This window comes from Myxococcus sp. CA051A, from assembly GCF_013336705.1.
GTDB classification, from domain to species: domain Bacteria; phylum Myxococcota; class Myxococcia; order Myxococcales; family Myxococcaceae; genus Myxococcus; species Myxococcus llanfairpwllgwyngyllgogerychwyrndrobwllllantysiliogogogochensis.
On sequence record NZ_JABUMS010000009.1, the window covers coordinates 157650 to 172624 of the forward strand.

Sequence of the window (14975 nt, forward strand, 5' to 3'; positions counted from 1 at the left end):
CCCACCCCGCACGCGAAGTCCAGGCTTGCCCGGCCGTCCGGTCAGGCGTTGAGGTGCGCCGGAGCTCCCACCACCGTCTGGCCGGACGCGGAGGACGGCTCCGAATCCAACCCACCGAGGTCCTCCGAGCGATCCGTCTCCGCGACGTATTGAGCGCGGCCGATGCCCAGGAAGTCGCGGCGGTAGATGCGCACCATGGCCATGAAGATGGAGGCGATGAGCGGCCCCACCAGCAGGCCCATCATCCCGAACACCGCCAGCCCGCCGAACATGGAGAGGAAGACGAGCAGCGGGTGCAGCGCCATGCGAGAGCCGCACAGCCGGGGACGGATGACGTTGTCGATGCTCCCGACCAGGAACGTCCCCCAGGCCAGCAGGAAGACGCCCTCGCTCACCTGGCCCACCGCGATGAGCACCGCGCCAATGGGGCCCCACACCAGCGCCGTGCCGCCCACCGGCACCAGCGCCACCAGCACCATGGCGGCGCCCCACACCCCGGCATGCGGCACACCGGCGATGAGCAGGCCCACGAAGCCCACCGCACCCTGGATGAGCGCGGTGATGGTGTTGCCGTAGACAATCGCGTAGGCGACGTCGGTGAACTCGCGCGCGAAGGCCTCGAAGTAGCGGCGGTCCAGCGGAATCAACCGCATGACCTCCGCCACCAGCCGGCGACCATCCAGGAAGAAGTAGTACATGGCCACGGTCATCAGGAACATGTTGATGATCAGCTCCGTGCCCGCGCCCACCACGTCCTTCAGGAGCGCCGCGCCGCCCGTCACCGCCGCCATCAACGTGCGCTCCGTCTCCGCGCTCTCCAGATCCAACCGGATGTAACGGCTCAAACCCCGGGGCAGACTGGACGCGAACTGGTGGCGCAGGTCCACCTGCTCCAACAAATCTTGCGCCTGCCCCACGAACTGGAACACCTCACGCGCCACCATCCACCCCACCAGCGCCAGCGGTGCGAGGATGAGGAAGAACACCGTGAGGGTGGACAACCCGGCGCACAGGGGCTTGCGGCCCCGCAGCTTCTGACACAGGTAGTCCTGCACCGGCATGAACAGGACCACCAGGAAGCCGCCCAGCAACACGGGCATCAGAAACGGCAACAGAATCCTGGAGAACAGAATCAGCGCGAGCGCAAACAGCGCCGCGAACACGTAGTTCGACCACCGCCGCGAATCAGCCACCGCCCCACCCCACCCCGCCCGACGAGCCCACCGACCACCCCCAACCTAGGAATCGCGCTTCCCGACGGGAAGTCCGACATCCCGCACATGAAAACACCGACCCTGAATTCTGGACGTTTCACCCTGACTGGCGTCGCGGTCCTCGCCCTTGCCATGGGCCTGGCCGCCCCGGGTTGTGGAGACGGCGCCACCCCCTGCACCGAGTGTCCGCCCCTGGAAGGTCGCTACCGGATGGCCTTCGGCGACGGCGGCGTACCAGCCGACTGCACCCTGCTGGGCGTGGAGCTGCCCCGGGGACGGCCGCTGGACATCACCCGCTCCGGCGACAGGCTCATTGGCAACCTGGAGGGCGTGGGACTCTTGGGGAACGTGTCCGCGGAGGGCTCATTCACCCTCGCCGGCTCCCTGGGCGGAGCCATGGATGGCGGGAGGATGGACACCCTGAGCCTCGCCGGTCGCTACACGTCCTTCGAGGGGGACGGCGGCACGGCGCGACTCGATGGGACGTATACCGGTAACTACTCTCGCCCGAGCGGAACGGCGCCCCAGCGGTGCAGCGTCATCGTTCCGTTTTCGGCGACCCGGGAATAGCGCCACGGGCCGCCAACGGAGGACGGGCCTACTTCTTCTTGCTCTCGGCGGCCTTCGCTTCGGCCTTGTTCTTCTTGGCCCGCTTCTTCCAGGCCTGCTTGATCTTCATCTGCACGCGGCGGTGCTTGCTCTTGCTGCGGGCCATCGTTGACTCCTGTGCTCCGGTGTGGAGACGTGAAAAGAGGCGCTTAACTATCAGAACCCGAGGGGCTGCCGGAAGAGGAACCCTCCGAAGGCTGGGAAGGGGCCTGCTCGGCCCCCGGCTCCCCCCCGGAATCGACCTCCGGGGCGGGCCGGGTCGGGAAGGGAATCCCCTCCGCCCCCCGGACCTGGGTGGGTCGGGCGGTGGACACCGTCACCTCCCCCTCCCGGTCCTCGTCGGTGGGCTTCTCCCGTGAGGCGGGGGCGCTGCTCTGCTGGGGCCGCTTCTTCACCGAGGCGAAGATGGGCTTGCAGGCGTCCACGAAGCGGCGGACCTCGTCCAGGGGGAGCGCCGGGCAGTGGTTCCCGTTGGCCCCCGTCATGGAGGTGGCCATGCAGATGGCGTTGAGGATGGCCTCCTCGGTGGCCTCCATCACCGCCTCGTAGAGCGGATCCAGCCGCTGATCCAGCAGGAGCTTGAGCTTGTAGACCATCTTCTGCGTGCGCCGCGGGATGATGTTCGCGGTGGAGAAGCCGACGACGATCTCCCCCGAGCCGTGCGCCGCGTAGCTGCCCACCCGGCCGATGCCCAGGCCCACCCGCTTGCACAGGCGGTTGATCTGATGGCTCAAGAGCGGCGCGTCCGTGGCCACCACCGCGATGATGGAGCCGTAGGTCTTGCCTCGGGTGGGGGCGCCCTTGAACTTCTCCGCCAGCACCTCCCCCACGGGCAGGCCGCCCACGCGCAGGTTGTGCATCTTCCCGAAGTTGGACATCACCAGCACCCCCAGCGTGTAGCCGCCGAGCACCTCCGGAAGCTTGCGGGAGGACGTGCCGATGCCGCCCTTGAAGTCGCACGTCACCATGCCGGTGCCGCCACCCACGTTGCCCTCGGCCACCGGGCCGGAGGCGGCGTTGCGGATGGCCTCGAACACATGCTCCTCGCGCACGTGCCGGCCGGAGATGTCGTTGAGCCAGGAGTCGTCGCACTCGCCAACGACGGGGATGATGACGTCGTGCTCGTCACCGATGCCCGGGTAGCGCTCGACCAGGTGGCGCGCCACGCCGTCCGACACCGCGCCCACCGCCATGGTGTTGGTGAGAAGAATCGGCGTCTCGATGAGGCCCCACTCCATGAGCTGCGTCATGCCGGAGACCTCGCCCGCGCCGTTGAGCACGAAGCCTCCGCCCGTCATCCGCTCCATGAAGATGTTGCCCATGTTGGGCATGATGGCCGTCACACCCGTGCGAACCGGACCGTGGCCCGGTCTCAGCGGGCCCTCGCCCTTGATGAGCGTGCAATGGCCTACGAGCACGCCCTCCACGTCGGTGATGGCGTTGTATTTCCCGGGCTTGAAGCGGCCCAGCGGAAGACCCAGCTCGCGAGCGCGAACCCGCGGTCCCTTGTACTCGGGGATGTGCACCATGCCGGGCACACTAGCGGACCATCACCCACCGTCAACCACTCCGAACGCGTAATAACTTCAGGCGCACGAATGAAAACGCGGCCTCGCTCCGCGTGAAAACGGGAGCGGGCCGCGTGCAGGTCCGCGAGGCCCCGAACATCCGGGGCTTCACGCGCTGTCGTCAGGCCTTGGCTTCGATGCGCGGGGGCGCGTCACCGTGCTGCGAAGTCGTACCGTTGCCGTTCCCCCCGTTGCCGTTGCCACCGTTGCCGTTGGGCGTGGTGACGACAGGAGCCGCGACAGGCGCCGGGACGAGCGCGCCGGGCTCGTCCAGCGGGTGGGCCTTGTGGTGGTGGTGCGGCACGGTGGAGGCGTGCTCGGTCGCGGCGCGGCGGGCCTCGCGCTCCTTGTAGCGGCGGATGGCGGGGGCCATGATTTCGCCGATGAGCGCGCGGTAGTCCATGCCCGCGCCCTGCGCGATGAGCACCAGGTCGCTCCAGCCCGGCGTGAGGCCCGGCAACGGGTTGCACTCGATGAAGTAGATGCGCCCCTTGTCGTCCATGCGGAAGTCGATGCGCGCGACGTCGCGGCACCCCAGCGCCATGAACGAGCTTCGCGCCGCCGTGCGCAGCTTCTCCAGCAGCGAGGGCTCCAGCTTGGCGGGCGCGTCGTAGCGGATGCGGTCCGTCCAATCGAGCTTGTGCTGGAAGCTGTAGACGGGGTTCTTCTCGCCCTTGTCCAGGAAGACGATCTCCATGGGCGGCAGCACGCGCGGACGGCGCTCGCCGAGCAGGCCCACGGTGAACTCGCGCCCGCCGATGTACTCCTCGATGAGCGCGGGCTGCTGGTACTTGCCGGCGATTTCGCGCACGACTTCGCGCAGCTCCGCCTCGCTGTGGCAGACGCTCTTGGTGACGACGCCCTTGGAGCTGCCCTCCGCCACCGGCTTCACGATGAGCGGGAAGGACGTGAACTCCTTGTTGAGCCGCTCCTTGCCCGTGGCCATCAACTGGAAGTTGGGCGTGAGGATGCCCGCCTGACGGACGATCTTCTTCGCCAGCGCCTTGTCCAAGGCAATCGAGAGCGTGGCCGGATCGCTTCCCGTGTACGGGATGTCCAGCAGCTCCAGCATCGCGGGCACCTGGCTCTCGCGGTTGCGGCCCTTGAAGCCCTCGGCGATGTTGAAGACGATGTCCAACGGCGTGCTGGAGAGCACCGTGGGCAGCTCCGCGGTGGCCTCCAGGTCGATGACCTCGTGGCCCCAGGACGCAATCGCCTCGCGGATGGCCTGCAGTGTGTTGGGCGAGTCGTACTCCGCCTCGCTGTCCTCCACCGCCTCCGCGTTGGCCATGGGCTTCACGCGCTTGACGTTGTAGGTGAAGCCCACGCGCAAGGGCCCCGTCTTGCGAGCGGGCTTGCCCTGCCGCCGCGCGGAGTCCTTGATCTTGTACCGCTTCGCCGCGCTCTGGATGATGGAGTTGATGACGCCATCCAGGTGCAGGCCGTCCAGCTCCGCCGACGCGTAGATGCCCGCGCCCGGCTCCAGGCTGGGCAGCGCGTTGATCTCCAGGAAGTACGGCACACCCGCGTCGCTGAGCCGGAAGTCGATGCGGCCCAAATCCCGGCAGTCGAGCGCCTGGTAGATCTTCTGCGCCATCTTCCGGATGTCTTCCGCCGTGCGGAGCGGAATCTGCGCCGGAGCGCGCACGGTGACGGCGTTGTCCTTCTTCGTCTTCAGCTCATAGTCGTAGATGGCGTACCGGCGGCCCGCGGTGACGGCCGGGTCCACCACGTACTCCACCGGCGTGAGGACGCCGTCGTAGTCGTTGTCCACCGCCGCCAGGAAGGGCACCGCCAGGTCGCGGCCGGGGATGTACTCCTCCACCAGCACGCCCGCCGGGTACTTCTCCAGCGCGATGGCCACCTTGGCGCGCACCTCGTCCAGCGTCTCCGCGATGGAGTCCTGGGTGATGCCCTTGGAGGAGCCCTCGAAGTTGGGCTTCACGATGACGGGGAAGCGCAGGTTCTCCGCGGTCAGCTCGCTGAGCTTCTCCACGTACTGCCAGCCCGGAGTGCGGATGCCCTGCTTGGCCAGGACGAGCTTGGTGAGCTGCTTGTCCAGCGTCACCGCCAGCGCGTACGCGTCCGAGCCCGTGTACGGGAAGCCCAGCTCATCGAAGAGCGCGGGATAGAACGCCTCGCGGAAGCGCCCCCGGCGTCCCTCGGCGGTGTTGAAGATGAGGTCGGGGCTGTAGGCCTCCAGCCGCGCCACGGTGCGCGAGGCGGGACCACTCACCTCGAAGCGCTCCAGCCGATGCCCCAGCCGCTCGATGGCCGCCGCCAACGCGTTGACCGTCTCCTGGGTATCGAACTCCGCTTCCTCTTCCGAATCAGACAGCCGCAGGTTGTGGGTCAGCGCGATGCGCACGGGAGCCCCCTTCTCTTCTTGAGCGAGCGACCGCGGCGCATCTTCGCCGCGGACATGAGTCTGCCCGGTGCACGCTGGTGCGCCACGGGGTCGCGGGCTGCAACGGTTGCGCCCGCCACAACCTTCCCATCCACCACCTGCGTCTGCGCCCAGGTGTCACCGAGCCGCCAGCCAAGCGGGTCTCTCACCACGCGCCACGCCTCGATGCCGCCAATGACGACGAGCCCCGCCACCGCCGCCACCGCGCCCAGCGGCGCCGGCATCATCCCCAGGAGGACGATGAGCGACAGCGGTGCGTTGCGAAGCGTGCTGTCCCGGTGGCGCGCCGCCGAGCGCGTGGGCAGATGCATCACCTTCACGCCGAAGATGCGCTTGCCCACGCTCTGGCCCTGAATCATCCCGTCCGCGAGCAGGAGGAACAGCAGCGCCACCACGGCGCCCGCCGCGCCACACACCACGTACAGGCCCCAGGCCACGCCCACGTCCACCACGCGCGCGCCCAGCCGCAGCCACAGCGACGCCTTGGGATACGGCGAACCCGGCGCGGCGTCCTCCACCACCAGCCGCAGCGCACGCCCACCTCCCCGGCTGGAGGCCATGAAGATCCGCTCGCGTTGCGCGCTCACTCCTCGGGCTCCAAGGTGAGACCCTCCTCGTGCGGCTCCGGCTCGTCCAACCCCGCCAGCCGCGCGAGCCGCTCATGCGCGCTCAACGGATGGAACGGAGCGTGGGAACCCGAGGCGGGCGCCCAGGCATTCCCCGCCGCCGTCGGTCCCGACTCGGACAGCCGCAAGAGCTTGGAGCGCGCGGCGTCCACGTCCGGCTCCGCCGCCACACCCTCACGAGTGAAGAAGAGGAACGCCATGGCTGGCCGCTTGGAGGACTCGCGCATCGCGAACTGCACGCCGTCCAGGTTCCAGCCCTTCGCCGTCCACTCATTCAGGGTGCGCTCCAGCGCTCCCTCGTCCACCGTGGACAGCTCCACCACTTTGTACTGCAACGAAACAGAAGTACGAACCACGGGGGAACGCCCGGTACCGGGGCGCCGAGCCGAGCCGCGCCTGCGTTGGGGCGGGGGCTTCTCCGACTTGCGTCTGGGACGCTTCTTCTTGGTGGGCATCGTGCGCGAGCTATTTGGACGCAACACCCGCGGCGGATCAAGCGGCAACCCGCGCGCGGGGGCGGCGGCTGTTGCCTACAGGAGCTTCGCGGCTTCCAGCGCGTGGTAGGTGATGATGAGGTCCGCGCCGGCACGCTTGATGCCGGTGAGCGTCTCCAGCATGACACGCTCGTAGTCAATCCAACCGTTCTGCCCGGCGGCCTTGAGCATGGCGTACTCGCCGGAGACGTTGTAGGCGGCCAGCGGCAAGTCGAAGCGCTCGCGCACGGCGCGGATGACGTCCAGGTAGGCCAGCGCGGGCTTCACCATCAGCATGTCGGCGCCCTCCTCCACGTCCAGCGCCACTTCGCGCAGGGCCTCGCGCACGTTGCCCGGGTCCATCTGGTAGCCCCGGCGGTCACCGGACTTGGGAGCGCTCTGGGCGGCCTCGCGGAAGGGGCCGTAGTAGCCGGAGGCGTACTTGGCCGCGTAGGAGAGGATGGGGATGTCGGTCAGGCGCACCTCGTCCAGCGCGCGGCGGATGGCGCCCACCCGGCCGTCCATCATGTCCGAGGGCGCGATGATGTCCGCGCCCGCCTGGGCGCAGGTGACGGCCATCTGCGCGAGCAGGGGCAGCGTGGCGTCGTTGACGACGTGGCCCCCCTCCAGCACGCCGCAGTGGCCGTGGTCGGTGAACTCGCACAGGCACACATCGGCGATGACCTGGAGGTCGGGCTCGGCGGCTTTGATTTCGCGGATGGCGCGCTGGACGATTCCGTCGCGCGCGTAAGCCTGGGAGCCGAGGGCATCCTTGTGGTCGGGGATGCCGAAGAGGATGACGGAGGGCACGCCCAGCGACTTCGCCTGGCGGGCCTCGGCGACGGCGTGCTCCACGGACAGGTTGAAGATGCCCGGCATGGAGGTGATGGGACGGCGCACGTCCCGGCCTTCCACGACGAAGAGGGGGTAGATGAAGTCCCCCGGGTCCAGGCGCGTCTCGCGGACCATCTCACGCAGGACGGGCGAACGGCGCAGGCGGCGGGGGCGATGGACGGGATGGGCCATGGTGGACGCCGATATAAACCGACGACGCCCGACCTTCATCGTTTCCGTGGGGCCGCCCGGCCGCTCACCCTGCGGCGGGCCGCCAGCTGTACTGATGGCGCAGCCGCTCCCGGGCGTGGCGCTGGGCCCGCACCTCCGCGATGTCCGCCTCGTGCAGCGCCCTCGCGTAGCGCACCCGCGCCGCCTCGGTGCCCGCCGACAGGCCGCGCTCGGCGGCCACCAGCTCCCGACGGGCTTCGTCCCGTTGCTGCTCCACGCGTTCTTCGTACGTCATCATTCCTCCTGCCTGGGGTGTGCCGTGGGGGATTGCACGGGACGGACCACCCGCAACCCCACCGCAAGCTGGCGAAACGACGAGGTGTCGCGGCGCGGCAGGGACGGCAGGCGTGCGAAACCCATTTCCCAGGGCCGCGAAAACGCCGTCGCGGAAGACAGCGGCGTGCGCCCGCCCGGCCGCCCTTTCCGACCGTCCGCTCGGAAGCAATCGCCGCCCGCCCCGCTCGTCTACATTCGTGACCGTGACAGACAGCACACCCGCCATCGAAGTGACGAACCTGAGCAAGACGTATCGCCGCGCCTTCCGGAAGACAGGGACCGTTGCCCTCAAGGGCATGGACTTGTCGGTTCCCCAAGGAAGTGCCTTCGGGTTGATTGGCCCCAACGGCGCCGGCAAGACGACCTTCATCAAGAGCATCCTCGGCATCGTCCAGCCGACGGAGGGCACCGTGCGCGTACTGGGGGGCTCCCCCGAGGACGCCCGCATCCGAGCGCGCATCGGCTACCTGCCCGAGCGCCTGCACCTGCCCCACGCATGGACGCCCACGGCGTTCCTCGCCACGGTGGGCCGGCTCAAGGGGCTGGCACCGGATTCGGCGGGGAACCTGCGCCTGCTGGAGCGGGTGGGCCTGTCGGATGCCGTGGGCCGGAAGATTGGTGGGTACTCCAAGGGCATGCGTCAGCGGCTGGGTCTGGCGGCGGCGCTCATCGGGAAGCCGGACTTGCTGGTGCTGGACGAGCCCACGGACGGCATCGACCCCATGGGGCGCATGGAGGTGCGGCGCATCCTCCAGGAAGAGGTCCAGCGGGGCACGACGCTCTTCCTGAACTCGCACCTGCTGGCGGAGACGGAGCGCGTCTGTGATCGGGTGGCCATCCTCGCGGACGGGCGCGTGCTGCGTGAGGGGCGACTGGACGAGCTGGTGAGGGGCGAGTCGCGGTGGTTGGCGCGCTTCGCGCCCGGGGTGAGCGTGGAGGCGCTGACGCAGGCGGGCTTCGTGCAGGGCCGGGCCGACGGCGTGTACCACGTGGACGCGGGGGACCCCGCGGTGCTCAATGTCGCGCTGGACCGGGCGCGCGCTGCGGGGGCGCTGCTGGTGGAGCTGCGGCGAGACGGCATGGATTTGGAGTCGGTGTTGCTGGGCACCGTGGGCGCCGGGGCGTCGCGGGTGGAGGTGGCGGCATGAGACCGGTGCTGGGAATCGCCGGGTACGTGTTGCGCGAGGCGGCGTCGCGCAAGTTCATCCTCGCGTTCATGGTGGGAATCACCCTGGTGCTGGCGGTGGTGGCCGTGAGCCTGCGCCTGGAGGTCATCGACGGGGCCCTGGCGGCCTCGCGCCTGTTCGGCAAGGAGCTTCGCGGGAACATCCAGTCCATCGACGTGGCGCTGCGCCCGGTGTACCAGGCGGCGGCGTTCATCGTGTTCTATGGCGGCATCCTGTTCGGCATCGTCGCGTGCTCGGACTTCGCGCCGGGGTTGATGTCGCCGGGGCGCATCGAGCACCTGCTCGCGCTGCCCATCCAGCGCTGGCACCTGCTGGCGGGGACCTTCCTCGGGGTGATGACGCTCGCGCTGGGCGGAACGCTGTATGGCACCACGGGGCTGGTGCTCATCTTCGGTGTGAAGGCGGGGTACTGGACGGTGGGGCCGCTGGTGGCGGGGCTGATGGCGTGCGTGGGCTTCGCGGCGGTCTACGCGGTGATGTTGACCACCGCGACGCTGGTGCGCAGCGCGGCGCTGTGCGCGGCCGCGGGCTTCGCCTTCATGGTGGGAGGCATCATCGCCGGACACCGGCAGGACATCTCGACCTTCTTCGAGGAGGGCTTGAGCCGGAGCGCCTTCCTGGCGGTGACGCTGGTGCTGCCCCGACTGTCCGCGCTGGCGGAAGCGGCGGGAGACATCGCGTCTTCCACGCCCCTGGAAGTGCGCTCACTGGGGACACTGCTCCTGGGCGTGTTCGTGTTCGGGCTGGGGGCGCTCGCGGTGGGCTTCTGGCGGTTTGAAGGAAAGGATTACTGACATGGAGAAGCGCCAGAAGCGGCGGGTGTGGTTGGTGATGGCGGCGCTGCTGTTCGTCGTGGCCGCGCTGCTGATGTTCCTGGGCCAGGGCGAAGAGAAAGGGGCCGCGGCCCTCGAGGTGGACTTTCCCCGACGGATGCGCGCGCCGGACCGCGAGCGCGCGGAGCGCCGGAGGACCCAGGTGCTTCCGACGCTGGCACCGACGGACTCGGGGACGGCGGCCGAGCCCTCGCGTCCCAGGGACCCGCTCCTCGCGGCGCTGCCGCGTGGACCGGGCAAGACGGCGGTCATCATCGAGGCGAACGCGCTGAGGCACTCGCCCATCGGCGGGCTGCTGCTGGACTGCCTGATGCGGGACGGCGGCAAGCAGTTGGAGGAGTTCCGCCAGAAGAGCGGCGTGGACCCGCTCCAGGACCTGGACCGGCTGGTCGTCACGGATGAGGGGATGATGCTGTCGGGCAACTTCGAGAACGCGCGGTTCAAGGAACTGCTGGGCGAGCGCGTGTCCGCCGACTACGGCCAGGGCGCGAGGGTGTACGAGGCGGGCGAGTCCAGCGTCACCAACCCGGACGGCACCACCGTGAAGCGGCGGGACACGTCCGCCATCGCGACGTGGAACAACCAACTGCTCGTGGTGGGCAAGTCGCCAGACGAGGTGAAGGCGGCCATCGACCGCGTGGAGGGGCGCGGGCCGGACGAGCCCCCCGCCATCTCCGAGAGCAGCACGTATGGCGAGATGTACGGCGTGCTCTCCGTGGAGATGATCGCCCGGCTGTTTCCTCCGGAGCAGGCCGCGCTGGCCCAGCGGCTGCGCGACGTGGCCCAAAACGTGGAGCTGCACCTGGACGCCAGCTCGGACGTGGCGTTGGTGGCGGAGGTGAAGGGCCCGAGCGCCGACGACGTGACGGACCTGGGCAAGTCCCTGGGCGCCGCGCTCTCGCTCGCGCGCATCAAGGCCCAGGCGGGTGAGGACAAGGACCTGGCCCAACTGCTCGACTTCGCCAAGGTGAAGCCCGACGGAGACTCCTTCACGCTGGAGATGGCCGTCCCCCTGGCCGTCATCCAGGAGCGCCTGGCCTTCTGTCGCGAGGAGCGTCGGGCCGCCGAAGGGGGCCGCGCCCCCGAAACGGGAACCCAGGCGGGGGTCGAGCAGGCCCCGGCGCCCGCGAGGTAGTCAGGCCGCTCACGTCGGGCCTCCTCCCCTCCTCGGAGCCACCGAGCGGACGCCCCCCGAGCGGACGAGGGGTCGGGCATTGTGGCCAAGCCGCTGTGATCTCTGCGACACTTCGTCGCGCCCGGCCTGCCTCACTTCTCGAGGCAGCCCAGTCCGACGAGAGAACCGCTTGATGATTTCGCGTGTGTCGAGGGTGGCCCCGCTGCTGTTTGGCTCGGGCCTGTGCGCCCTTGTCTACCAGACGGTCTGGCTGCGGGAGTTTCGTCTCATCTTCGGCGCCAGTACGGCGGCGTCGGCGGCCGTCCTGGCCATCTTCATGGCGGGCCTGGGCCTGGGGGGAGTCCTCCTCGGCGCTCGCGCGGACCGGCAGCCGCGTCCCCTGAACTTCTACGCCAACCTGGAGTTGCTCATCGCCGGCACCGCGGCCCTGAGCCCCTTCCTCGTCGAGCTGGCGCGCGCGGTGTACATCGGCGTCGGCGGCACCACCATCCTCGGCATCGCGGGGGGCACGGTGGTCCGGCTGGTGCTCTCCGCGCTCGTGCTGGCCGTGCCCACGGTGCTGATGGGCGGAACGCTTCCGGCCGCGGCTCGCGCGGTCCAGTCGGATGAGGACCCGGCCCGCCGCCACCTCGCCGTCCTCTACGGCGTGAACACGCTCGGCGCCGTCACCGGCGCGGCGCTCTCCACCTTCTTCCTGCTGGAGGTCTACGGCAACCGCACCACCCTGTGGATCGCCTGCCTCCTCAATGCCGCCGTCGCCATCACCGCGCGCAGCGTGAGCCGGTCGATGGAGCCCGCCGAGGGCACCGCGCCCCCGAAGTCGGAGGCCCCGTCGACCGAGGTCGTCGCCCCCGTGGCCGCGAGCCCTGCCGCACCGCTCACGGTTCCCCTCTCCGCCACGCGCTACGCGCCCCAGTTCGCGCTCGTGTCCGCGATGCTGGTCGGCTTCGCGTTCCTGCTGATGGAGCTGGTGTGGTACCGGATGCTCGGCCCGATTCTCGGCGGGACGACCTTCACCTTCGGCCTCATCCTCGCGATGGCGCTCCTGGGCATCGGCCTGGGTGGCGCGACCTACTCCATCGTCTTCCGTCACCGCCCCGCCACGCTGTCCGGGTTCGCCCTCACCTGCGCGGCGGAGGCGCTGTTCATCGCCCTGCCCTTCGCGATGGGAGATCGCCTGGCAGTCGTCGCCGCGCTGCTGCGCCCTCTGGGAGGCATCGGCTTCGGTGGGATGATGATGGGCTGGGCGCTGGTGGGCGCGGTGGTCATCCTTCCCGCCGCGTTCGTCTCCGGCATCCAGTTCCCGTTGCTCCTCGCGCTCGTGGGCAAGGGAAGTCACGACGTGGGCAAGCAGGTGGGTCAGGTCTACGCCTGGAACACGGTGGGCTCGATCGTCGGCTCGCTCGCGGGTGGCTTCGGCGTGATTCCCCTCCTGACGGCGCCGGTGACGTGGCAGCTCGTCGCGGGCATCCTCGCCGTGCTGGGGCTCGCCTCGGCCACGCTCTCGCTGCGTGTCGAGCGACTGCGAGCGGGCCTGTGGATACCCATCTCCGTAGCCGCGCTCGCGCTCGTGCTGCTGACGGCCCACGGCCCCACCGCGGCGTGGCGGCATGGCAGCGTCGGCGCGGGTCGCTCCGGGCTCAAGGACCCGACCATCAACCACATCGATGCCTGGGTGCGCGAAAAGGCCCGCGGCATCGTCTGGGAGAAGGACGGCGTCGAAAGCAGCGTCGCGCTCAACTCCGCGAATGGCCTCTCCTTCATCGTCAACGGCAAGGTGGACGGCAACGCCATTGGAGACGCCCCCACGCAGGTGATGAGCGGGTTGCTCGGCGCCCTGCTTCACGCGGACGCGAAGAACTCGCTCGTCATTGGCCTGGGCACCGGCAGCACGGCGGGCTGGTTGGGCGCCATTCCCAACATGGAGCGGGTGGACGTGGTGGAGATCGAGCCCGCCATCCTCGAGGTCGCCCGGCGGTGCCATGCGGTCAACTCGAACGTGATGGACAACCCGAAGGTCCACACGGTCATCGCCGATGCACGAGAGGTGCTGCTGACCACCCGGCAGCGCTACGACATCATCTTCTCGGAGCCCTCCAATCCCTATCGCGCGGGCATCTCCAGCCTCTTCACGCGTGATTTCTATCAAGCCGTGAAGGAGCGCATGGCGGAGGGCGGCATCTTCGTCCAGTGGCTCCAGGCATACGAAGTGGACGCCCTCACGGTGCAGAGCGCCTATGCGACGCTGGCCTCGGAGTTCGAGGCCGTGGAGACCTGGCAGGTTCACTCCGGTGACCTGCTGCTCGTGGCGACCCGCAAGCCGATGGTGCACGACATCGCGCGGCTGCGCGCCCGCATCGCCGAGGAGCCCTATCGCACCGCGCTACGCGCCACCTGGCGCACGGACGAGGTCGAAGGCGTGCTCGCGCGCTACGTGGCCACTCCGGCCTTCACCACGCGCGTGGCGGAGGCAAGCCAGGCCCTCATCAACACGGATGACGTGTCCTTCATGGAGTTCGCCTTCGCGCGCAGCCTCGGACGCGATGCGGGCTTCTCGATGCTCTTCTTCTGGAAGACGACACACAACCTGGGGACCGGCCGCCCACAGGTTGTCGGCGAAGTGAACTGGGAGCGCGTGGGGCTGCACCGCGCCTGGACCAGCACCCCGCTCTCCCGCGCCGAGTCCAGCAGTGCCTCCGTGAAGGCGCGCGCGCCCTTCATCGACGCGTACACCCGGAACCAGCTCCCCATCGCTCGCGCGCGTTGGCAGCAGGCGCGCTGGGAGCCCATCGGCCCTCGCGAGCAGTTGGCCCTCGCCAGGGTCCTCGCCGCCGCGGGTGACGAAGAGGCATTGAAGTACACCGCCCCCCTGAGAGCCAGGTTGCCGGTGGAGGCGGACATGCTGGAGGGAATGGTGCACCTGCGCCAGAAACGGTTGGAAGAGGCCACCACCCTGTTCGAGCGCGGCTTCATCGCCATGCGAGACGACCCGTGGCCGGCGCCGGAAATCGTGGCCGACATCATCCCCCAGCTCGTCGGCATCGCTCGCGCCGACAAGGCCCTGGGCAAGCGGCTCTTCGACGTCCTCGCCAAGCCCTTCGCGGCGGAGGCCCTGACGGTGGCGCGAGAGGAGACCCGTGTGGAATTGGCGCAGGTCCTGGACTGGCTGGGGTTGTGCATCGAGGTGCTCGCGCCCATCGAACCGCTGACCATCTGGGACAGCAGGCAACTTGATGATCGACGCCGCTGCTACGCGCACCACGGGCATCCCCTGGCGGCGGTGGCCGCGGCCGACCTGGCGCGACTGCTCGCCCAGGCTCCCTCGGTGTTCATGCTCGAGGCCGTCCAGCTTCCGGAGGCCCAGACGCCCACGGAGTCGGCACCTCCCACTCCGCCCCAGGCGGGCGAGTCCGCGCCGTAAGGCAGGTGGCCTGAAACACCAGGCGCCCAGCCGCGCGTCCAGGGATGCCTCACCCGGCCTTCCCTGGCGCGCCGCATGCGCCGGCGCTTCGGCGATTCACACCACCATCAACAGCACTTCGGGCGTGAAGGCGTTCGCGCCGCCTGGCGTCAGCTCCCTCA

At 69.4% G+C, this 14975-nt stretch carries 13 protein-coding genes; 5 read left to right on the forward strand and 8 right to left on the reverse strand.

Translation table 11 applies throughout. The annotated features are described in order from the left end of the window. Positions 1–41: 41 nt before the first annotated feature. Entirely contained in the window at positions 42–1193 is a 1152-nt protein-coding gene (locus tag HUA74_RS25580) for an AI-2E family transporter (RefSeq protein ID WP_141649014.1), read from the reverse strand. A 153-nt stretch (positions 1194–1346) separates the two neighbouring features. Between HUA74_RS25580 and HUA74_RS25585 the strand changes: the two genes are divergently transcribed. Further along, entirely contained in the window at positions 1347–1784 is a 438-nt protein-coding gene (locus tag HUA74_RS25585) for a hypothetical protein (protein ID WP_141649536.1), read from the forward strand. A 28-nt stretch (positions 1785–1812) separates the two neighbouring features. Here the strand turns inward: HUA74_RS25585 and HUA74_RS25590 are convergent, their stop codons facing one another. The 7 genes from HUA74_RS25590 to HUA74_RS25620 form a co-directional block, all read right to left on the reverse strand. Continuing rightward, complete coding sequence (locus HUA74_RS25590; protein WP_141649535.1) at positions 1813–1929, reverse strand: aminopeptidase; 117 nt, start codon at positions 1927–1929, stop codon at positions 1813–1815. A gap of 43 nt (positions 1930–1972) precedes the next feature. Continuing rightward, positions 1973–3352, reverse strand: coding sequence for a P1 family peptidase (locus HUA74_RS25595; RefSeq protein WP_174456650.1), 1380 nt, complete (start codon positions 3350–3352; stop codon positions 1973–1975). 160 nt (positions 3353–3512) lie between these two features. Continuing rightward, positions 3513–5759 carry an ATP-grasp domain-containing protein gene (locus HUA74_RS25600; RefSeq protein WP_174456651.1) on the reverse strand — a complete coding sequence of 749 codons (2247 nt, stop codon included), beginning with the start codon at positions 5757–5759 and terminating at the stop codon, positions 3513–3515. After that, a complete protein-coding gene (locus tag HUA74_RS25605; protein ID WP_141647270.1) occupies positions 5744–6358 on the reverse strand; it encodes an RDD family protein in 615 nt (204 codons plus the stop codon). The genes HUA74_RS25600 and HUA74_RS25605 overlap by 16 nt, the downstream gene beginning before the upstream one ends. A gap of 23 nt (positions 6359–6381) precedes the next feature. Continuing rightward, positions 6382–6780: a hypothetical protein gene (locus HUA74_RS25610; protein WP_246137646.1), complete on the reverse strand. Its 399-nt coding sequence runs from the start codon at positions 6778–6780 to the stop codon at positions 6382–6384. A gap of 174 nt (positions 6781–6954) precedes the next feature. Next, positions 6955–7923: a porphobilinogen synthase gene (gene hemB, locus HUA74_RS25615; protein ID WP_254623826.1), complete on the reverse strand. Its 969-nt coding sequence runs from the start codon at positions 7921–7923 to the stop codon at positions 6955–6957. A 64-nt stretch (positions 7924–7987) separates the two neighbouring features. Next, positions 7988–8197: a hypothetical protein gene (locus HUA74_RS25620; RefSeq protein WP_141647261.1), complete on the reverse strand. Its 210-nt coding sequence runs from the start codon at positions 8195–8197 to the stop codon at positions 7988–7990. A 238-nt stretch (positions 8198–8435) separates the two neighbouring features. Here HUA74_RS25620 and HUA74_RS25625 point away from each other — a divergent pair, with 238 nt between their 5' ends. The 4 genes from HUA74_RS25625 (at position 8436) to HUA74_RS25640 (ending at position 14814) form a co-directional block, all read left to right on the forward strand. Beyond that, positions 8436–9386, forward strand: coding sequence for an ABC transporter ATP-binding protein (locus tag HUA74_RS25625; protein ID WP_371817308.1), 951 nt, complete (start codon positions 8436–8438; stop codon positions 9384–9386). After that, complete coding sequence (locus HUA74_RS25630; protein ID WP_174456654.1) at positions 9383–10219, forward strand: hypothetical protein; 837 nt, start codon at positions 9383–9385, stop codon at positions 10217–10219. The genes HUA74_RS25625 and HUA74_RS25630 overlap by 4 nt, the downstream gene beginning before the upstream one ends. Position 10220: 1 nt before the next feature. Beyond that, complete coding sequence (locus tag HUA74_RS25635; protein ID WP_254623825.1) at positions 10221–11393, forward strand: hypothetical protein; 1173 nt, start codon at positions 10221–10223, stop codon at positions 11391–11393. 172 nt (positions 11394–11565) lie between these two features. Continuing rightward, entirely contained in the window at positions 11566–14814 is a 3249-nt protein-coding gene (locus HUA74_RS25640) for a fused MFS/spermidine synthase (RefSeq protein ID WP_174456655.1), read from the forward strand. The last annotated feature ends 161 nt before the right edge of the window (positions 14815–14975 follow it).